The organism is Sphingosinicellaceae bacterium (assembly GCA_019285715.1).
Taxonomy (GTDB): Bacteria; Pseudomonadota; Alphaproteobacteria; order Sphingomonadales; family Sphingomonadaceae; genus Glacieibacterium.
The window spans coordinates 2,863,127-2,883,266 of the sequence record CP079108.1; the positions used below are offsets into that span (position 1 = coordinate 2,863,127).

Annotated in this window: 15 protein-coding genes; 9 read left to right on the top strand and 6 right to left on the bottom strand. The window is 70.3% G+C overall.

What is annotated here, in order from left to right; all coding sequences use genetic code 11:
* The first annotated feature begins 302 nt into the window (after positions 1 to 302).
* Complete coding sequence (locus KX816_13285) at positions 303 to 1,103, top strand: D-alanyl-D-alanine carboxypeptidase family protein (protein QXQ05238.1); 801 nt, start codon at positions 303 to 305, stop codon at positions 1,101 to 1,103.
* Between the two features lie 120 nt (positions 1,104 to 1,223).
* Here the strand turns inward: KX816_13285 and KX816_13290 are convergent, their stop codons facing one another.
* Positions 1,224 to 2,516 carry a cystathionine gamma-synthase family protein gene (locus tag KX816_13290; protein QXQ08562.1) on the bottom strand — a complete coding sequence of 431 codons (1,293 nt, stop codon included), beginning with the start codon at positions 2,514 to 2,516 and terminating at the stop codon, positions 1,224 to 1,226.
* A gap of 357 nt (positions 2,517 to 2,873) precedes the next feature.
* Here KX816_13290 and KX816_13295 point away from each other — a divergent pair, with 357 nt between their 5' ends.
* From KX816_13295 to KX816_13320, 6 genes are all read left to right on the top strand, one after another.
* Entirely contained in the window at positions 2,874 to 3,794 is a 921-nt protein-coding gene (locus KX816_13295) for a D-alanyl-D-alanine carboxypeptidase (protein QXQ05239.1), read from the top strand.
* Between the two features lie 14 nt (positions 3,795 to 3,808).
* On the top strand, positions 3,809 to 4,195 hold the full coding sequence (locus KX816_13300; protein ID QXQ08563.1) for a RidA family protein: 387 nt from the start codon (positions 3,809 to 3,811) through the stop codon (positions 4,193 to 4,195).
* A 1,268-nt stretch (positions 4,196 to 5,463) separates the two neighbouring features.
* Complete coding sequence (locus KX816_13305; protein ID QXQ05240.1) at positions 5,464 to 5,658, top strand: DUF1289 domain-containing protein; 195 nt, start codon at positions 5,464 to 5,466, stop codon at positions 5,656 to 5,658.
* Positions 5,655 to 6,668: an LLM class flavin-dependent oxidoreductase gene (locus KX816_13310; GenBank protein QXQ05241.1), complete on the top strand. Its 1,014-nt coding sequence runs from the start codon at positions 5,655 to 5,657 to the stop codon at positions 6,666 to 6,668. The genes KX816_13305 and KX816_13310 overlap by 4 nt, the downstream gene beginning before the upstream one ends.
* Entirely contained in the window at positions 6,665 to 7,417 is a 753-nt protein-coding gene (locus KX816_13315) for an ABC transporter ATP-binding protein (protein ID QXQ05242.1), read from the top strand. Before KX816_13310 ends, KX816_13315 begins: the two co-directional genes overlap by 4 nt.
* Entirely contained in the window at positions 7,414 to 8,922 is a 1,509-nt protein-coding gene (locus tag KX816_13320) for an ABC transporter permease subunit (protein QXQ05243.1), read from the top strand. The genes KX816_13315 and KX816_13320 overlap by 4 nt, the downstream gene beginning before the upstream one ends.
* On the opposite strand, the gene KX816_13325 is transcribed toward KX816_13320, so the two are convergent.
* The 5 genes from KX816_13325 to KX816_13345 form a co-directional block, all read right to left on the bottom strand.
* The gene (locus KX816_13325) at positions 8,919 to 9,668 is read right to left on the bottom strand and encodes a thioesterase family protein (GenBank protein ID QXQ08564.1); all 750 of its coding nucleotides are present in this window, start codon (positions 9,666 to 9,668) and stop codon (positions 8,919 to 8,921) included. The genes KX816_13320 and KX816_13325 overlap by 4 nt on opposite strands.
* A 50-nt stretch (positions 9,669 to 9,718) precedes the next feature.
* Entirely contained in the window at positions 9,719 to 10,207 is a 489-nt protein-coding gene (locus tag KX816_13330) for a glucuronosyltransferase (protein QXQ05244.1), read from the bottom strand.
* Entirely contained in the window at positions 10,204 to 10,659 is a 456-nt protein-coding gene (locus KX816_13335; protein ID QXQ05245.1) for a UDP-N-acetylglucosamine--LPS N-acetylglucosamine transferase, read from the bottom strand. Before KX816_13335 ends, KX816_13330 begins: the two co-directional genes overlap by 4 nt.
* Before the next feature lie 50 nt (positions 10,660 to 10,709).
* Entirely contained in the window at positions 10,710 to 11,621 is a 912-nt protein-coding gene (locus tag KX816_13340; GenBank protein QXQ08565.1) for a proline iminopeptidase-family hydrolase, read from the bottom strand.
* Between the two features lie 92 nt (positions 11,622 to 11,713).
* Complete coding sequence (locus tag KX816_13345; protein ID QXQ05246.1) at positions 11,714 to 12,148, bottom strand: GFA family protein; 435 nt, start codon at positions 12,146 to 12,148, stop codon at positions 11,714 to 11,716.
* 112 nt (positions 12,149 to 12,260) lie between these two features.
* On the opposite strand from KX816_13345, the gene KX816_13350 reads away from it, so the two are divergent.
* Entirely contained in the window at positions 12,261 to 18,059 is a 5,799-nt protein-coding gene (locus KX816_13350) for an alpha-2-macroglobulin (protein ID QXQ05247.1), read from the top strand.
* 71 nt (positions 18,060 to 18,130) lie between these two features.
* A complete protein-coding gene (locus KX816_13355) occupies positions 18,131 to 20,140 on the top strand; it encodes a transglycosylase domain-containing protein (GenBank protein ID QXQ05248.1) in 2,010 nt (669 codons plus the stop codon).

Genomic DNA, 20,140 nt, shown 5'->3' on the forward strand with positions numbered 1-20,140 from the left:
CGCGGCCGCATCCTTGCCGGTGACGAAACCCTGCGCGTTGATCGCCTTCGCCGCGGGCGCGTCGGAACTAGGCGGCGTCGCGACTGTCGGAGCGGCTGGCGTTGCCGGGGGAGCGGGCTTTGCGGGAGCGGCCGGCTTGGCTGCCTTTGCCGGGACCGCTGCCGAGACCGGCGCGGTCAGCGCCAGCCCGACGCCGACGACCGAGACGAGTGCGACGACGATTGACTTCATCGGGTTGACCTTCAGGTGTGAGTGCCGGTCTAAGCCTCGCCGCGAACGATTGTTCCGGGAGCCGTACAACGATGATGCTGGCGTTAGGTCTAGCTTTACTAACCGCCACCAATGCGCCCGCCGCGTGCAATTTCGGACCGGGTCAGGCCGCGGTTGCCAACACCGCTTCGCTGCGGACGTTGGTGTGGTCGCCCTACGGGCGCGTCGAGACCGGGTGGGAGGTCTATTCGCCGCTGATCGCGCACGAGGTGGCGACGACGTGCGGCCCCGCCACCGCGGGCTTTGCCGCCGCCCTTGGTCGTTGGCAGTCGGCGCACAAGCTCGTCCCGACCGGCACTGTCGACGCACAGACCTTCGAGGCGCTGAGCCGGGTCTGGCAGGGGCGGCGGCCGTACGTCGTGCTCCGCGCGAAGGGCACCTGCCCGGAGCCGCCCGCGACCGTCGTCGCCGCGCGTTCGGCTGAGAGCTACCTCGGCAAGACGATCCGGCTGCGGCAAGGCACGCTGACCGCCTACCGCAAGCTGGTTGCTGCGGCGAAGCACGACGTCCCCGCGCTCGCCAGGGACCCGCGCTGGCTGACGATCTTCTCAGGCTTCCGCGATCCCGCCAGCGACGCGACACGCTGCGCCCGCGAGCAGAACTGCAATGGCATCGTCCGCGCGAAATGCTCGGCCCACCGCAGCGGTCTCGCGCTCGACCTCTACGTGGGGCAGGCGGTGGGCTTCGGCCCCGACAGCTCCGCCGACGCCAATCGGCGGGCGATGGTCAAGACCGCAGCGTACGGCTGGCTGCTGGCGAACGCTGGGCGGTACGGGTTCGTCAATTACCCGTTCGAGCCGTGGCATTGGGAGTGGACGGGGGAGGTGCCGTGAGGGGAGCGCCGAGCAAGGAGCGCGAGCGCTCTACCGTCATCCCCGCGCAGGCGGGGACCCATCACCCCGAAATGTTGTGGTGATGGGTCCCCGCCGACGCGGGGATGACGCACGTTTGGGCTAAACCGCCTCCAGCGCCTGCTCGAAGTCCGCAATCAGGTCGTCGGGATGCTCGACCCCGATGGACACCCGCACGAGGTTGTCCGTGATCCCCAGCTCCGCCTTCCGCGCCGGCGCGACCGACAGATGCGTCATCGCCGCCGGATGCGAGGCGAGGCTCTCGGTGCCGCCCAGGCTGACCGCGAGCTTGACCAGCTTGAGATTGTCGAGGAGCCGGAACGCCTCCGGCTCGCCGCCCTTGACGATCAGTGAGAAGGTCGACCCCGCACCCGAGCAATGCCGGCTGTAGATGTCATGCTGGCGGGTGCCGGGCTCGAGGAAACCGAGGTACCCGACGCGCTCGACCTTGGGGTGATCCCTCAGGAAAGCGCAGACCGTGGCGGCGTTCTGCCCAGCGCGGTCCATCCGGAGTTCAAGCGTTTCCAGCGATCTGAGCAGCATCCACGCGGTGTGCGGGTCGGTGATCGTGCCGATGGTGTTGCGCATCATGCGGACCGGCAGCAGCGCCTTCTTGGTGCCGACGCAGCCGCCCGCGACGAGGTCGGAGTGGCCGCCGACGTACTTGGTCAGGCTGTAGATGACGATGTCGGCGCCCTGCTTGCCCGGCTGCGCCCACAAGGGCCCGAGGAAGGTGTTGTCGATCAGGATCGGCGGCAATTCGTCTCCGTCACAGATCGCGGCGCGGGCATCGCGGACCGCCTCGACGTCGACCAGCGCGTTGGTCGGGTTGGCCGGACTCTCGAGGTAGATCGCCGCGATCCGCCCCTTGGCCTTGGCGGCGGACAGCACCGCCTCGATCTCGTCGCGGGTCGCGCCCGCCGGGAAGTCGAGCCAGGTCACCCCGAGCTTCCCCAGGATGCGCGCGATCAGCGTCTCGGTCGCGGCATACAGCGGCGCCGAGTGGACGATGACGTCACCCGGCTTGACGAGCGCTAGGAAGGTCGTGGCGATCGCCGACATGCCGCTGGAGAAGGCCAACGCCTCCTCGGCGTCCTCCCACAGGGCGAGGCGCTGCTCGAGGATTTCCTGGTCGGGGCCATTGAAGCGCCCGTAGACGAGGCCCTCGGCACCGCCGGGACGGACACCGGTAACGCCCTCGAAGAAGCGCTTGCCCTCGGCCGCGCTCTCGAAGACGAAGGTCGAGGTCAGAAAGATCGGCGGCTTGAGCGAACCTTCGCTGAGCGTCGGGTCGAAACCGTAGCCCATCATCAAGGTCGACGGGTGGAGCTTGCGGTTGCCGATGCTGCGGACCTGGTGCGCGACCTTGCGCGAACGCTGGGGGACGGCGCCCATGTCGGACTCGTCGGGGGTGTTGGTCATGGTGGTGGCTTTCGGAAGCTGGATGTCATCGTTCTAGGCCTGCACCGGGGCCGCGCCAATCCTCCCCGGCTCCGGGGGGCGTCATGCTGGCGAACGCCAGCACCCATGGCGGTGCGAGACGCGTCAGCCGGAGCGTGCACGACGGTAAGTGCGGCGTGCGCCAGCATGACGAGCGAAACGCGGATCGGCGTCCCCCGCGTCCAACCGCCCCAACCCCACGCTCAAAGACTCTTTCACCGCGAGTCCGCTCGTGGTATCACTCCGTTCTGCGGGAGCGGGGAGTTTCCGGTGCTGAGTCATAGGGTTGTTCGAGGATTTTACGGCGCAGCCTTGACTGCGCTGGTCATGGCGGGCGCTGCCGATGCGCGCAGCCTTTACGACGTCCCGAAATACGCGGCCTTCCTGGTCAACGCCGACAGCGGCGAGATTCTGTACGCGCGCCAGGCCGACGCGCCACGCTATCCGGCCTCGATCACCAAGGTGATGACGCTGTACCTCGCCTTCGACGCGATCTCGAAGGGGCGCCTGTCCGAGACCGACATGATCACAGTTTCGGCCCATGCCGCGAGCCAGGCACCGTCGAAGCTGGGCTTGCGGGTCGGCGGCCAGATCAGCGTCCGCGACGCGATCGGCGTGATCGCGACCAAGTCGGCGAACGACATCGCGGTCGCGCTTGCGGAGCGCATCGGCGGCAGCGAGGACGCGTATTGTGCAATGATGACCGCAAAGGCGCGCACGCTCGGCATGAACAACACGATGTTCGTCAACGCCACCGGCCTGCCCAACAAGCGGCAACTGACGACGGCACGTGACATCGCAACGCTGAGCCGCGCCGTGATCCGCGACTTCCCGCAATTCTATTCGGTCTTCAGCCGCGTCGCCTACGACTACGAGGGCGCAGCGATTGGTAACCACAACCACCTGCTGACCACTCTGCCCGGCGTCGACGGCATCAAGACCGGCTACACCAACGACGCCGGCTTCACCCTCGCGGCCAGTGCTGCCCATGACGGGGTACGGCTGATCGCGGTGGTGCTCGGCGGGCCGAACCGGCTGGCGCGCGACGGCAACGTCACCGACCTGCTCGACACCGGCTTCAACGTGCTGACCAAGCGCTCGCGCGGCGAGGTGACGACGGTCGCGGCCAACCTGTCGGAGATCGACGACCTGTCCGACGGCGTTCTCGAGCACCTCGCCGAACAGGGTTCGGGCGACGACGCCGAGCTGGCGATGGCAAAGACGCCGCGCTGAGTTCACGTCGTGAGATAGCACGTCGTCGCGAGATAGACTGGGGCTCCAGCTTCGAGCGCGACATCGGCTATGTCCGGGCGCTGGTCTCGGGCGAATGGATCTTCGTCTCGGGGTGCACGGGCGGCGACCCCGAAACCGGCGTCCTCCCCGACGACGTCAGCCGCCAGTGCGCCAACACCCTCGCCAAGATCGGGCGTGCGCTGGCCGAGGCCGGCGGCTCGTTCGCCGACGTGGTACGGGTCCACTACATCCTGCGCGACGCCGCCGACTTCGAGCCGTGCTGGCCGCAGCTGCGAGCCGCGTTTGCCGCAGGCCGCCCGGCCGCGACGATGATCGTCGCGGGGCTCATCGACCCGGCGATGCGGATCGAGATCGAGGTCACCGCGCACCGTCCGGGCTGAACGCGACCCCGCAGCCCGCTCATGCCACAAGCGGATCGGGCGCACGACTTGGGGCCAGGGCCTCGCCGCCCCGGCCCCATCGTGCGCTTCCAGTCGACCCGAGACCTGGAAGCCGACGCAGGTGAAACAGCAGCCGCTGCCTCACCGCCCTGACCGCCGCCCGGTACGCTGGCGGCCGCCTGGACACCGACAACGAACGTGACCTGACCTGCCAAGAGTCCCTTGCGCCACCGGTCATGCCCGCCCCGAAACGCAACTCTGGGGCAGCGCCGCCACGGCCCTCGTCCTGCAGTACTGGCTGGGTGCGCAGCATCCGCGAAGGGTCGAGGTCGAGGCTTTGATCCGGCGTCTGCAGGCTGTTGGTTTTGGTCGCGTCCGGCGTCGTTTGCGCCCGGAGCTAAGCGCGGTTGACCGCACCGGTGCCGGCAAGCCGGGTCCGGAAATGGTCAGGCGTCACTCGCCTCCGATGTTACCGGCCGACCCGGCGATGGCGACGCCACCGTCGGACGATCCGGCACCCGGCGCCACCGTCAGGTGTCGCCCGAGCTCCGCAATTTGCGTCGCGTCGGCCCGCGGGCCTCGCTGACGCTCGCTGTCACGCTGCCCGAGGCATCAGCTGCCGACGGATGCTCGATTGTCAAGATGTCACCCGACTTGGGAGAGCAGATCCGGTCATTGGCGGCCATACCCATTGACGACCGCGTTATTGCCGACATTCAAAAAGCGAGATGGGGCAGGAAGCACACCCGTTCCCGCCACGCCGACCATAAAGGCCGCGTGTGGCGACGTATGCAGCAGCAACTCTACCAGATCACTCGTCGGCAATCCTGCTCGACGCTCAATTTGGTTCGGAAGCGAAACAATATCATGGTAATATAACGACACGATAGCCCCCTATCTGCTCGGTTTAGACCGCTACGCCCGCTCCTGTTGTAGACCTTCAATGCCTACAAAAAGCGATGCTATAGTTATTCGCAGCTCTATGTCCATATACCATTGGCTATTCGTCGCTGTAGGAATTATTTCGAAATTATTGATAAAGTTGCTGTGGATACTATCGTTGGATAAGGTTTCTATGCTATGTTTTCAGCGTGTTACGGGTAATTTCGTCATCGATACGAAGCAGTATTCTCGCCCCGCGACTCCAGGCTCGATTGTTCCAGACAGAAACGAAAATAAATCTGTACGGTTCCGAACAGATGGCAATTTGGCCTGTGTTTCGTCCTCCCCCCCTCGCAGTCGGACGCGCGGGTGCCTAAATTGAGTGCGTGATCGAGTCGCCATGCACCAAGGTCTGCGAGATCGTCGCCGGGAGCGGCCAGGGCGCTGATGCGGTCGACCTGTGCCGCGGCTGCGGTCGCACGCTCGACGAGATCGGGCGCTGGTCGACGACCACCGAAGCCGACCGCGCCCGCATCGTCGCGGCGCTGCCCGATCGTCTTATCCGGAGCCAAGCCGCATGATCCTCAGCGTCCTCGATCAGACCCCGATCCCCGAAGGCACCAGCGGCGGCACCGCGCTCGCCAACACGCTCGACCTCGCCCGCCACGCCGAGGCGCTCGGCTATCACCGCTACTGGGTTGCCGAGCACCACGGCTCGCCGGCGCTGGCCGGTGCCTCGCCAGAGGTCCTGCTCGCCGCGATCGGTGCGGCGACCCGCACCATCCGCATCGGCTCGGGCGGCGTGATGCTGCCGCATTACTCGCCGCTCAAGGTCGCCGAGAGCTTCAGCCTGCTGAGCGGCCTGTATCCGGGCCGCGTCGACCTCGGTCTCGGCCGTGCGCCGGGCAGCGACGGGCGCACCGCGTTCGCCCTGCAGCGCGACCGCCGCCAGCAGTCGCAGAACGACTTCCCCAACCAGCTGGCCGAACTGATGGGCTATCTCGACGACAGCCTGCCCGCCGACCACCCGTTCGCAGGCCTCGCGAAGACCCTGCCGGGCCGTCCCGAGCTGCCCGAATTGTGGCTGCTCGGCTCGTCCCCGGACAGCGCCGCGTGGGCGGCCGAACTCGGCCTGCCCTACTGTGTCGCGGACTTCATCAACAGCCGCGGTGCCCCACTCGCGAGCCAGTACCGGCACGCCTTCGAGCCCTCCGCGCGGCTGGCCAAGCCGTACACGATGACCGCACTGTGGACCGTCGCCGCCGACAGCGATGCCGAGGCCGAGCGGCTGGCGTCGAGCGCGCGGATGATGATGGCGCACCTGCTGACGGGCCGCTCGATCCCGGTGCCGACGCCCGAGAAGGCGCTGGCCTGGCTTGCCGAGCACCCCGAGGTCGCGAGCAGCGGTGCTGGCCGCCGGGTCATCGCGGGGACCCCCGGCAAGGTCCGTGCCGGCATCGAGGCCGCAGCAGCCGAGTACGGGGCCGACGAGGTCATGCTGGTCAACATCCTGCACGACCACGCGGCACGGAAACGCAGCTACACGCTTGTCGCCGAGGCTTTTGCAACCGAGGTTCGGGACGCCGCTTGAGCGCGGTTGCCTTCGCCGGCATTACCAAGCGCTACGGCACACTGGCGGCACTCGACGGTGTCACGCTGGAGATCGCCGCGGGCAGCTTCGTCGCGCTGGTCGGTGTGTCGGGGTCGGGCAAGACGACGCTGCTCAAGACCATCAACCGGCTGATCGTGCCAGACAGCGGTACGGTGACCGTCGACGGCGTCGATGTCGCGGGTAGCGACCCGGTCGAGCTGCGCCGCGGCATCGGCTACGCCTTCCAGGGCATCGGTCTGTTCCCGCACCTCGACGTCGCGACCAACATCGCCACCGTGCCCCGCCTGCTCGGCTGGGACGCGCCGCGCATAGCCGCCCGGGTGTCGGAACTGCTGGCTCTGGTCGACCTGCCGCAAGAGGTCGCGACCCGACTTCCCGCCGCACTGTCGGGCGGACAGCGCCAGCGGGTCGGCGTCGCCCGCGCGCTCGCTGCCGGGCCGAAGCTGATGCTGCTCGACGAGCCGTTCGGAGCGCTCGACCCGCTGACGCGCGACGGGCTGGCGACCCGCTACCGCGAGCTCCACGACCGGCTCGGCCTGACCAGCGTCATCGTCACCCACGACATGCAGGAGGCGCTGCTGCTCGCCGAACGCGTCGTAGTGCTGCGCGCCGGCCGGGTCGTGGCGGACGCGACGCCGGCGGAGTTGATGGCGGGGAATGCGGACCCGGAGGTCGCCGCGATGATCGCGGTGCCGCAGCGTCAGGCAGAACGGCTGGCGGCGCTGTGAACGCCGCCCTCGCTCTCCTGCCCGGTCGCCTCGCCGCGCACGTCGGCCTCAGCGCCGCGGCGCTCGGTCTCGCGTTGCTGATCTCCCTCCCCCTCGTCGCGCTGATGCTGGCCCGGGCGCGCAGCCGGGGCCCGGTGCTCGGCGCCGCATCGTTGATCCAGACGATCCCGGCGCTGGCATTGCTGGCCCTGTTTTACCCGCTGCTGCTGGCGCTCCGTGCCGCGAGCGGGCTCGACGTGCCGGTGCTCGGCTTCCTTCCGGCGCTGCTGGCGCTGACGTTGTATGCGCTGCTGCCGATCCTGCGCGGTGCCGTCACCGGGCTGACCGGGGTCGATGCGGACGCCGTCGAGGCGGCGGAGGCGCTGGGCATGACCCGGCTGCAGCGCCTCACCCGGGTCGAGCTGCCCCTCGCCGCGCCGGTGATCATGGCCGGCGTCCGCACCGCGGCGGTGTGGACGATCGGCGCGGCGACGCTGGCAACCCCCGTCGGCGCGACCAGCCTCGGCGACTTCATCTTTTCCGGGCTGCAGACCGAGGACTGGGTCGCGGTCGCGGTTGGCTGCGTCGCGGCTGCGGGGCTGGCGCTGGCTGTCGACGGGCTGCTGGCGCTGATCGAGGGCGGGCTGGCGCGGCTGTCGCGTGGGCGCATCCTGGCGGGCGTCGCGGGGCTGGTGGTGATCGGCGCGTTGGCGATGTGGGGCGGGCGCGGCGCGGGCGGAGCCGAGCGGGCGTTCGTGGTCGGGGCCAAGAATTTCTCCGAGCAGTTCATCCTCGGCGAGTTGATCGCGACCCGGCTGCGCGCCACCGGTCGCCCGGTCGAGCTGCGCAGCGGCCTTGGCTCGGCGGTGGCGTTCCGGGCACTGCACGCCGGCGATATCGACGTCTACGTGGACTACGCGGGGACGCTGGCAACGACCGTGCTCAAGCGCGACGACCACCCGAGCCTGCCCGCGCTGACCGCCGATCTCGAGCGCCGGACCAAGGTCGGCGTCGTCGGCCCGCTCGGGTTCGAGAACGCCTACGTGCTGGCGATGCGCGGCGACGAGGCGCGGCGGCTCGGGGTCAAGTCGATCGCCGACCTTGCCAGGGTCGCCGGGCGGCTGACGCTGGGGGCGGACCTCGAATTCCAGACCCGGCCCGAATGGCGCGCCATCGTCGCCGCCTACGGCCTGCGCTTCGGCCATGCCAAGAGCTACGAGCCGACCTTCATGTACCGCGCCTTGGGGAGCGGCGCTGCGGACGTGATCTCGGCCTTCTCCAGCGACGGGCGCATCGCGGCGCAGGGGCTGGTGGTGCTGAGCGATCCCAAGCACGCGATCCCCGCCTATGATGCGCTCCTGCTGGTGTCGCCGCAGCGGCGGGAGGACACGGCGTTCGTCGCGGCGCTCAAGCCGCTGGTCAGGAGCATCAGCGTGGAACGGATGCGCGCCGCGAACCTGATGGTCGACCGAGATACGGACAAGCGCTCGGCGGCCGAAGCCGCGGCGTGGCTGGGGAAGCCCTAGCCCTTCCGCAGGATCATCGACTGGCTCCCCAGCGCCATCAGCGTGCCGTCGTCCGCGAACAGCCGCATCGAGCCGTGCACGAAGCCCGCGTGGACCGCCTCGATGTGCGTGTCGAGGAGTACCCACTCGGTCGGCACGATGCGTGCGAACCGGATGGTGTTGTCGAGGCTGCTGCCGCCGGCGATGCTGCCGATGGCGTTGCCGACACCCGACGGCAGGAAGTCGGCGAGGACCGCCAGCGTCACCCGGTCGATGACCACGCCGCGGTCGCGCGGGCGTGCCCACAACAGGGTGCGGCCATCGGGGCTGACGCCGCCGACCGTGCGCTCGCTGCCGTAGCGGCCCGAGGCGGTGCGGAGCTCGAGGTGCGCGTGGATATCGTCGTCGGCGCGGGCCCAGTTGTAGGGCATCGGCGGGCAGTCGAGCGGCGGCGGCGCGGCGGGGGCCCGCGGCCACTGCATCGAGACGTCGCCGGGCCGCGCCCCGAGCGCGGCGTTAACCGTCAGGATCTCGGTTTCGCCGACATGGCCGGTGCAGCGCGCCTGCGCACTATGGTGGCCCATTACCGGCACGACGACGTCGAGGTCGAGCCGCATCGACGGGCGGGCGTAGGACAGGTACTGCGCCGCCGCCCACACCGCCGGGCGACCGGTCGCGGCCTCCAGCGCGGCGACGCTGACCGCCAGCCCGGCGCCGCCGAACAGGAACTGGCTGCCCGGCGCGCCGACGCACACCGCCGAGGTCACCGGCAGCGCGAACCGGTGCGGGTCAGCGGTCGTCTCGAGTTGGATCAGGCTCATGCTTTCCCCGCGATGAAGGCACGCACGTTGTCCAGCAGCTCGTCCGAGGCGTAGCGCGCGATCGGCGCGGGCGCGGCGCTGCCGGTGGCGAGCAGCCGGTCGATCGCCGCACCGAGCTCGGCATCGCTGTCGACGTGGTGGAGGCCGGGCCGGTCGCCGACGTTGCGCACCGTTGCGAGCTGGTGGTCGGTGTTGTGCTCGCCGAGCGACTGCAGGCGGGGCAGCATCAGCAGCGGCTTGCCGGCCTCGATCGCGGTGATGATAGACCCCATGCCGGCGTGGGCGATGAACAGCTCCGCGCCGGCGACGATGCGGCCGTACTCGTCGGGCGGCATCAGGCGGACGAAGCGCGCGTGAACGGGCTCGAACTTGCCGCGCCCGATCTGCGCCAGCACCGGCGTCTCGGGGTGCGCCCCGGCCCACGCATCGACGGCGCGGACAAGCCGGTCGAACGGCAGCATCGAGCCGACCGAGACAAAGATCACAAGACGCTGCCCCAGCACGGCAGGTCGGCGGTGGCGAGGTCTGGCCATTGGGTCACGGTGCGGTGCGCCAGCTTCGACGCGACCCAACCCGACGAGCTCAGCTTCTCGCTGTTGGCGACACTGTCGATCCACAGGGTGCGCGCGCCGATCAGACGCCCGAAGACGATTGCGACCAGCGGCGGCAGCGCGCCGGTCGTGACGATCACGTCGGGCCGGACCCGGGCGATGATCCGCGCGACGTCGATGCTGCTGCCGAAGGCGCGCCACCAGTCCTTGCGGCTGGCGTCACGGAAGCTGTGGAAGTCCGCACCGGGAACCTGCGACGCCGACGCCGCGTGGACGCTGGCGAAGCTGACGTCGCTGCCCTCGAAGGCGGGTATCAGCCGCAGCAACTGGATCCAATGGCCGCCACCACTCGCAATCGCCAGTATCCGTGTCCGCCGCCCAACCACGCTTACTCCTGCAACCATCGGGGCGCATCAATCGGCGGCAGCCCTCGAAGTCAAGCGGCGGCGTGGTCGTGCGCCGCCAGCCAGGGACGCAGGAGGCGGAGATATCCGGCAGGATTGTCACCCAATGCCATGTGGGCGGCAGCCGGAACCACCGCGAATGATGCGCCGGCTTCATGGGCGAAACCTTGCACCGTCGCCGGCCGCGCCTCGTCGTACTCGCCGGCGAGGAACAGCGTCCGCGCGCCGTCGAGCTGCTTCAGCAACGGCCGCCCGTCGTAATCCTTCAGGGTTCCGGTCGCGGTGAACTCGGCACGGCCCCACATCGCGTTGTAGATGTCCGCGCTGAACGCGCGCGGCAGGCCCGCGCGGTAGGCGGTGACCGCGGCGCCCGGCTCGGTCAGATTGACGTGGCGGCGGTAGAACGCGTCGGTCGCGGCGGTGCAGGCCTCAGGCGCGGCGGCGCCGGGCGTGTCGCAGTCGTCGAGCAGCTTGCGCGTCGCGGGTGGCATGCCGTCCTTCAGGATGCGCGCATCGCGGAGCCAGACCTCAGTCGAGACCAGGGGCGACTGCAGGACCGCGCTCGCTAGCGCCGGTGGGCGCTGTGCGGCATATTCGAGCGCCACCGTGCCGCCCCAGCTCGCGCCGAGGATGTGCCAGCGCGGGACGTCGAGCGCGACGCGGATCGCTTCCAGTTCGGCAACGAAACGGGGGACATTCCAGTTCGCCACGATGCCCGGATGGTCGGAGCGCCCGCTGTCGAGCTGGTCGTAGAGGATCACCGCACGCTCGCCGGCCATCGCGGTGGCATTGAGGAAGTACCAGTGGCTGCTGCCCGGCCCGCCGTGGAGGAACACGATCGGCGGCCTTGGCCCGCGGAGGTCGCCGTCGACCCGGACATAGGCGCGGCCACCCGGGACCGGGATCATCGCCTCGCGATCGGGCTTGAAGCGTACGCCGGGCAGGACGACGCCGGTCGGCGGCTCCATCGTGGCGGCTGCACGCGTGGCGGCCATCGCGATGCCGGCCCCCAACAGCGTCCGGCGGGTCAGTGGCATCAACCCGGCATGCCCGGGAACGCCTGCAGGCCGGGCGGGAGCATCGCCCACTCGGGGCGGCCTTCCGTGAAGATCGCGATCTCGGGCACGAACTCGCTCGGGTCGTCGAGGCTACCCGCGTAGATGGTGTGGCTGGCGTCCTTGCCGACGATACCCCCGAACACCAGGCTGCCGCAGGTCGGGCACGAGTTGCGTACCGCCGGGCCGCCGCTCCGCCCGAGCGACCCGAACTGCAACGTCGAACCGGTGAAGGTCACCGCGCTTGCGGAAAATCCCATGAAACCGATAAAACCCGAGCCCGACGCCTTGCGGCAGTCGGCGCAATAGCAATAACCGGTGTAGATCGGCTCGCCCCGCGCCTCGTAGCGCAGGGCCCCGCACAGGCAGCCGCCGGTGCGGATTTTCGCTGCGCTGCTGCCGTCGGCCTCGCTCATGTACGGAACGATATGGCCGGCCCGGGCAGCGCGCAAGCCGCGCGGTGCACCATGCGGGATTGTTCCGGCGGTGTCTTGCGTGTGTCATCGGCTCCGCGCATCATGGCCTCTGATGCTTTCCCTCCGCCTCCGCGCTACCCTCACTGCAACCCTGCTCGGCGTCGGCGCACTCGTCGCCGGCCGGGCGATGAGCGGACCCCAAGCTGCGGTCGAGCTGTTCTCGCCCACCGGGTCGGTCGAGCGCCCCGAGCAGGTCAAGCTGCGCTTCACGACACCGATGGTGGCGTTCGGCGATCCCCGCCTGCCCGCTCCGGTCAGCGGCGCTTGCGCGGCCGGCGCGACCGGCCGCTGGGTCGACGCGCGGACCTATGCGATCGACTTCCCGAAGCCGCTGGCGGGTGGCCGGCGCTGCGTCTTCAATCTCAACGCGGGCCTGAAGGACGCGAGCGGCGCGACCGTCGCTGGCCCCAGGACGTTCGCCTTCGACACCGGTGGCCCCAACCTCCGCGCCGCGATTCCCGAGGAGGACAGCGGCACCATCGAGGAAGACGCGGCCTTTCTGCTTGCGCTTAACGCCCGGCCCACGGCCGCCAGCATCGCCGCCCACGCCTCGTGCCGGATCGAGGGCATCGGCGAGGTCGTGCCGCTCGACATCCTGCCCGACGCCGACCGCGACCGCATCATGGCGGGTACCAAGCGCGATTATTCGATGCAGAACTTCCTCGGCAAGGCAGGCCTTCGCGCCGCCGAATACGAGGGCGAGGACATCGGGCCGCCGTCCGCCGTGATCGCGGTCAAGTGCCGCCGTACCCTGCCCGCCGGTGGCCGCATGTCGATCATCTGGGGGGCCGGTATTGCCAGCGCGGACGGCCTCGTCACCGCCGCCGGGACCCGCAAGGACTACCGCGTCCGCCCGGCGTTCGCCGCACGCTTCGAATGCTCGCGGAGCACCGCCGCTGCGTCGTGCTCGCCGCTGGAGGCGATGCGTGTCTCGTTCACCGGCAAGGTCCCCGCCGCGACCGCCGCCGCGATCCGCCTCGTCGGACCGAAGGGCTCGGTCGCGCCGACAGCCTTCGCCGCGCGTACCCAGACCGTCGACACCGTCGAGTGGAAAGGCCCCTTCGACGAGCGCGCCAACTACCGCGTCGAGCTGCCCGCCAACCTGGCCGACGACGCCGGGCGCACCCTGACCAACGGCGCGCGCTTCCCGCTCGACACCCGCACCGGCGACCTGCCGCCGCTGGTCAAGTTCGCCGGCTCGTTCGGCATCGTCGAGGCGGCAGAGGGCGGCGTCTTGCCGGTTACGCTGCGTGCCGTCGAGGCCAATGTCGCCGGTCTGCAGGTCGGCCCCGTGAAGGGTCGAGACCTGTCCGTCGAGGGCGATGCCCGGGTGGCGGAGTGGCTGCGCACGCTCGACAAGGCAGAGGAAAGCACCAGCTACGAGGAGCCGATCGCCGGGTCGAAGCAGACCACGACGATCAACACGACGCGCTCGACCCCGCTGATCAAGGCCGGTGCGCCCGCCACCGCGCTGACCATCGCCAAGCCGAACGGGGCGCGCGCCTTCGAGGTCGTCGGCATCCCGCTCCGCACCAACGGCTTCCACGTCGTCGAGCTCGCCTCGCCGATCCTCGGCCGCGCCCTGCTGTCCAAGGGCGGCACGCGCTACGTCGCCAGCGCCGCGCTGGTCACCGACATGGCGGTGCATTTCCAGTGGGGCCGGGGCCGCAGCCTGGTCTGGGTCACCCGCCTCGCCGATGCATCGGTCGTCGCCGGCGCGAAGATCGCCATCCTCGACAGTTGCACCGGCGACGTGTTCTGGAGCGGCGTCACCGACACCTCGGGCCGCGCCCTGGTCCCCGACAGGCTCCCCGACCCATCGAGCTATGGCGGCTGCCGCAACTACGACTCGAGCCACCCGCTGATGGTCAGCGCACGCACCGCGAACGACTACAGCTTCACCCTGACGAGCTGGAACAGCGGCATCCAGCCCGGCGATTTCCAGATGCCGACCGGCTACGGCGGCACGCAGTCGGTGTGGCACTCGGTGTTCGACCGGACCTTGCTCCGCGCCGGCGAGACCGTCCACATCAAGCACTTCATCCGCGCCACCGACGACCGCGGGCTCAGCCTGCCGACCAACCTGCCCAAAAAGCCCAGCCTGGTCATTCGCCACACCGGCTCCGACCAGCAATGGGAAATCCCGCTGGCGCTCGGCGCGGACGGCATCGGGGTCAGCGAGTGGGCGATCCCGAAGGCGGCGGCGCTCGGCGACTACGAGGTGTCGATCGGCGAGATCGGCCAGACCGGCGCCCGCCACGTCTCGGGCAGCTTCAAGGTCGACGAGTTCCGCCTGCCGACGATCCGCGCCTCGGTGCGCGGCCCCGGCACGCACCAGATCGCGCCCGCGTCGGTACCGCTCGACCTGTCGCTGACCTACCTGTCCGGCGGCGCGGTCAATCGCGCTCCGGTCAAGCTCCGCACCCAGGTCGAGCCGCGCGAAATCAGCGCCGCCGACTATCCGAACTTCAGCTTCGGCGGCGAGACCCTGGTCGCGGGCATCGTCCCCCTCGACGGTGGCGAGGAAGCGCCCTCTGCCGCTCCGCTCCGCGCCTCGGTCCAGCCGGTGACGCTGGCCGCGAACGGCGGCGCGCGGGTGACAATCGACAAGTTGCCACCCGTGACAGTGCCGTCGCGCCTGGTTGCCGAGATGGACTATGACGACGCCAACGGCGAGGTCGCGACCACCGCCGCCAAGATCGACCTCGACCCGTCAGGGCTGCACGTCGGCATCGCCGGCGACGGCTGGCTGGCCAAGGCCGACGACCTGCGGCTCAAGATGGTCGTGCTCGACCTCGACGACAAACCGGTGCGCGGCGCCAAGGTCTCGGTCGCGCTGTTCAGCCGCGAAACCTACTCTTACCGCAAGCGGCTGATCGGCGGCTTCTACAGCTACGACAACAGCCGCGAGACCAAGGAACTCGGCAAGACCTGCAGCGGCACGTCGGATGACAAGGGCCTCGTCACCTGCGCCATCGACGTCGGCGTGTCGGGCGAGGTCATCGCCCAGGCCACCGTCCGCGACAATGCCGGACGCCTGTCGCAGGCGACCAAGTCGGTCTGGCTCGCGGGCGACGACGACTGGTACTTCGGCGGCGACAACGGAGACCGCATGGACGTCGTCGCAGAGGCTCCCGAATACCCCGCCGGAGGCGTCGCGCGCCTGCAGGTCCGGATGCCGTTCCGCACCGCGACCGCGCTGGTCAGCGTGCTCCGCGACGGCGTCGTCGACAGCTTCGTCACCCAGCTCAGCGGCAAGGACCCGGTCGTCGAAGTCCAGCTCAAGCGCGGCTATGCGCCCAACGTCTACGTCTCGGTGCTGGCGGTGCGCGGGCGCGTGGCGGGCTGGCGGCTGTGGCTCGCCGACCTCGCACGGCGCTGGAACCTGCCGTGGATTTCGCGCGACGCCGCCTCGCCGACCGCGCTGATCGACCTCGCCAAGCCGAGCTACCGCCTCGGCATGACCAAGATCCGCGTCGGCTGGGGCGATCATCGCCTCGGGGTCAAGGTCGCCACCGATGCGCCGACCTACGGCGTCCGCAAGATCGCGCAGGCGGCGGTCACAGTGACGCCGCCCAAGGGTCGCGCGCTCCCCGCTGGCTCCGAGATCGCCTTTGCCGCGGTCGACGAGGCGTTGCTCCAGCTTTCCGACAACCCGAGCTGGGACGTGCTCACCGCGATGATGGGCGAGCGCCCGGTGTGGGTGCAGACCTCGACCGCACAGGGGCAGGTCGTCGGCAAGCGCCACTACGGTCTCAAGGCGGTCGCGGCGGGTGGCGACGGCGGTGCGTCCGCGGGCGGCCTGACCCGCAAGGACTTTCAGCCGCTGCTGCTGTGGCAGGCGCGCGTCCCCCTCGACGGGCAGGGCCGCGCCCGCATCGCGGTGCCGCTGAACGACGCGCTGTCGGGCTTTCGCCTCGTCGCGGTGGCGAGCGGCGGCAGCGACCTGTTCGGGATGGGTGCGACCACCATCCGCACCACCCAGCCGCTCCAGATCCTGCCGGGTATCCCGCCGCTGGTCCGCGAGGGCGACCGCTACGTCGCCACCGTGCTGGCGCGAAATGCGACGAGCAAGCCGATGCGCGTCGTGCTGACCGGTCACGCCGGCGCGACGACCCTACCGACCAAGACCGTCGACATCGCCGCCAACGACGCGGTCACCGTCGGCTGGGGCATCCTCGCCCCCGCCAATCCGGGCGAGATCGTGTGGGCGATCAGCGGCAACGCCGGCACCGCCACCGACGCCGTGCAGGTCCCGCAGACCGTAGCACCCGCCGTGCCCGTTGCGGTCTGGCAGTCGACCCTCGTCCAGCTCAGCCCGCAGATCCAATTCCCGGTCGCGCTGCCGGTCGGCGGCATTCCGGGCCGCGGCGGCCTCGACGTGGCGCTCGCCCGCACGCTCGGCGGCTCGCTGCCCGGGGTCCGCGCTTACATGGCGCAGTACCGCTACGACTGCATCGAGCAGCAGCTCAGCCGCGCCGTCGCGCTCGGCGACCGCGCGATGTGGGACCGGTCGGCGGCACTGCTCCCCGCCTATCTCGACGGCGACGGGCTGGTGCGCTTCTTCCCCGCCGACTGGATCGCCGGCGACGATAGCCTGACCGCCTATGTCCTGCGCCTGTCTGCGGAAGCCGGCTGGCCGCTCCCCGACGACCCGCGCGCCAAGATGATCGCCGGCCTGCAAAGCTTCATCGCCAGCAAGACGACCCGCAGCCACGCCAACGTGCTGGTCCTCGACAAGGCGAGCGGCGACATCGGCCTCGCGGGCTTCGGCGGCGACCTTGCCACCCGCCGCCTCGGCGCGGTCGCGGCGCTCACATCGGTCAAGTCGGCGACCCCGGCGATGGTCGAGCCGATCGCGCTGACCCCCGATGCGTGGCCGACCAGCGGCGTCGTCGACTGGGCCTATATCCTGCAGACCTTGCCCGGCATCCCCGACGCGCAGGTCAAGCTGACATCGGCCTCGAACGTGCTGCGCGCCCGCCTCGACCTGCAGGGTACGCGGCTGACCATCGCCCGCAGCGACGACCCATGGCAGCTCCTCGCTTCGCCGGACAGCACCGCCGCGCGCCTGCTCGCGACGGTCTCGGCCCTGCCCGACTGGCGCGCCGACGCGGGCGGGCTGGCACGCGGCCTGATGCTCAAGCAGCAGCGCGGCCACTGGGACACCACGGTCGCCAACGCGGTCGGCACGCTGGCGATGCGCAAGTTCTCGAGCATCTTCGAGAGTGAGCCCGTCACCGGCACCACGCAGGTCACCGTCGGCCCCGAGGCAAAATCGTTCGCCTGGAGCGGCAACCCCGACCCCGCGACACTGGCGTGGCCGACCACCAAGACCCAGCTGACCCTGACCCATTCGGGCACCGGGGCGCCGTGGGCGACCGTCACTTCGCGCGCCGCCGTGCCGCTGACCGCGCCCTTCGCCAGCGGCTTCGCGGTCAGCCGGCAGGTGTTCATCGTCAGCCGCTCGGTCGCGGGCCGCTGGAGCCGCGGCGACGTCATGCGGGTCCGGATCACCGTCACGCCGCGCGCACCGATCGAGTGGGTGGTTATCGACGACCCCGTGCCCGCCGGCGCGACGGTCCTCGGCGGCTCGCTCGGCGGGCGTTCCGAAATGCTTGCGGGCGCGGACACCAGCGGCCTGCAGCCGACCTTCGTCGAGCGCCGCAGCGACGCCGTCCACGCCCACTACGAGTCGATGCCGAAGGGGACGATCACCTACGAATACACGCTTCGCCTCAACAGCGAGGGTGTGTTCCGGATGCCGCCGACGCGGGTCGAGGCGCTGTACTCGCCTGAGATGATGGCGATGGTCCCGAACCATGTGGTCGAGGTGGCGGCGGCGAAGTGAGGCGCTGGCACTGGCGGGCGGCCCTAGCCGGGCTGGCGCTGGCCCTTGTTGTGGCAACATGGCCGCCCGCCATGCCGAGTTACGCCGCCACCCGCGCCGCGTGGAACAGCAGCGAGGCGCGTCTCCTCGCCCGCGACGGGCAGGTCCTCGACATCGTCCGCGCCGACCCGAAGGTCCGCCGCCTCGACTGGGTGCCGCTGCCCCGTATCGCCGCACCCCTCGTCGCCATTGCCGTCGCCTCCGAGGACAAGCGCTTCCGCGAACACGGCGGTATCGACTGGCGCGGCGTCGGCGGAGCGCTCCGCGACCGCATCGCGGGCCGCCCGACGCGGGGTGCGAGCACGATCACCATGCAACTCGCCGGACTGCTGTCCAAAGACCTCGGGACTAGCGGAAATCGGACATGGCGGCAGAAGCTGCGGCAAACCCGAGCCGCCGGGGCGATCGAGGCCAGCTGGACCAAAGACCAGATCCTCGAGGCGTGGTTCAACCTGCTGCCCTTCCGCGGCGACCTGATCGGCGTCGATGCGGCGGCGCGGAGCCTGGCCGGGGTGCCGCCCGCCGCCCTCAACGTCGCGCAGTCGCGCGTGCTCGCGGCGCTGATCCCGGCGCCCTCCGCGTCGCCGCGCCGGGTCGCCGAGCGCGCCTGCCGCGGCGCGCCGGACCTCTGCCCCGCGCTGACGACCGCTGCCGAGACGATGCTCGGGCCCCGCTCGGCGCTCCCCGACCCCGGCCTTGCGCCTCAGCTTGCGGCCAAGTTGCTCGGCCCCGACGTGCGGAGCGTCCGCACGACCATCGACGCCGGCTTGCAGCGCGTCGTCGCCGACATCCTCGGCCGGCGTCTTGCAGCGCTGTCGGCGCGCAACGTCCGCGACGGCGCGGCGATCGTCGTCGACAACGCGAGCGGCGACATCCTCGCCTATGTCGCGAGCGGCGGCGCGGCCTCGACCAGCGGGGCGGTCGACGGCGCGAGCGCACCGCGGCAGGCCGGGTCGACCCTCAAGCCGTTCCTCTACGGCCTCGCCATCGAGCGCAAACTGCTGACCGCCGCGAGCGTCCTCGACGATGCCCCTGTCGACCTAGACACCGCCAACGGCCTGTACATCCCGCAAAATTACGACCGCAGCTTCCGCGGCCCGGTCAGCGCGCGCTCGGCGCTCGGCAACAGCCTTAACGTCCCCGCGGTTCGGACGCTGCTCCTGGTCGGGGTCGACGCGTTCCGCGACCGGCTGTTCGACTCCGGTTACCGCGGCATCTCCAAGGACGGCGATTACTACGGGTTCAGCCTCGCGCTTGGGTCGGCGGAGGTCACGCTCGTCGAGCAGGCATCCGCCTACCGCAGCCTGGCGCGCGGCGGCCGCTGGTCGCCGCTACGGCTGGAGATGGGCACGCCGCTTGCCGACCGACAGGTACTGGGCGCCCCGGCGGCGGGCATCGTCGCGGACATGATCGGCGACAACGCGGCACGCACCTCGACCTTCGGCTCCGACAACGCGCTGGCGCTGCCATTCTGGGCGGCGGTCAAGACCGGCACCTCCAAGGCGCTGCGCGACAACTGGTGCATCGGCTTCACCGACCGCTTCACGGTGGCGGTGTGGGTCGGTAATTTCGAGGGCGACGCGATGGGCGCGGGCGTCTCGGGGACCGATGGCGGTGCCCCGGCATGGCGCGAGATCATGCTGTACCTCCACCGCGACGCGCCCGGCCACCAGCCGCCGCACCCAGGCCTCGTCGCGTCACGCGTCGTCTTCAGCCCCGCAATCGAGCCGCCGCGCACCGAGCTGTTCCTGCCGGGCACCGCGCTGTCACTGGTCCGCGTCGCGCCCCCGGAGGCCGAGCGCCCGCGCCTGCTCAGCCCGACCAACGGCACGGTGATCGCACTCGACCCCGATATTCCGGCGGCGCGGCAGCGGGTCGGGGTTCGGGTTGCCGGGGGTGTGCCGGGGCTGAAGCTCAATGTCGACGGGCGCTCGTTGCCGCTGAGCGGGGCGCTGTGGCCGCCGTTGCCGGGGGCGCATTATTTCACGCTGCGAGGGGCGGACGGGCGAGTGCTCGACCGGGCGCTGGTGACGGTGCGGTGA

Excerpts from the sequence above, each read along its gene's own strand:
- KX816_13285 (QXQ05238.1), top strand. The coding sequence starts at position 303 with ATGATGCTGGCGTTAGGTCTAGCTTTACTAACCGCCACCAATGCGCCC.
- KX816_13290 (QXQ08562.1), bottom strand. The coding sequence starts at position 2,516 with ATGGGCGCCGTCCCCCAGCGTTCGCGCAAGGTCGCGCACCAGGTCCGC.
- KX816_13310 (QXQ05241.1), top strand. The coding sequence starts at position 5,655 with ATGATCCTCAGCGTCCTCGATCAGACCCCGATCCCCGAAGGCACCAGC.
- KX816_13345 (QXQ05246.1), bottom strand. The coding sequence starts at position 12,148 with ATGAGCGAGGCCGACGGCAGCAGCGCAGCGAAAATCCGCACCGGCGGC.
- KX816_13350 (QXQ05247.1), top strand. The coding sequence starts at position 12,261 with ATGCTTTCCCTCCGCCTCCGCGCTACCCTCACTGCAACCCTGCTCGGC.
- KX816_13355 (QXQ05248.1), top strand. The coding sequence starts at position 18,131 with ATGCCGAGTTACGCCGCCACCCGCGCCGCGTGGAACAGCAGCGAGGCG.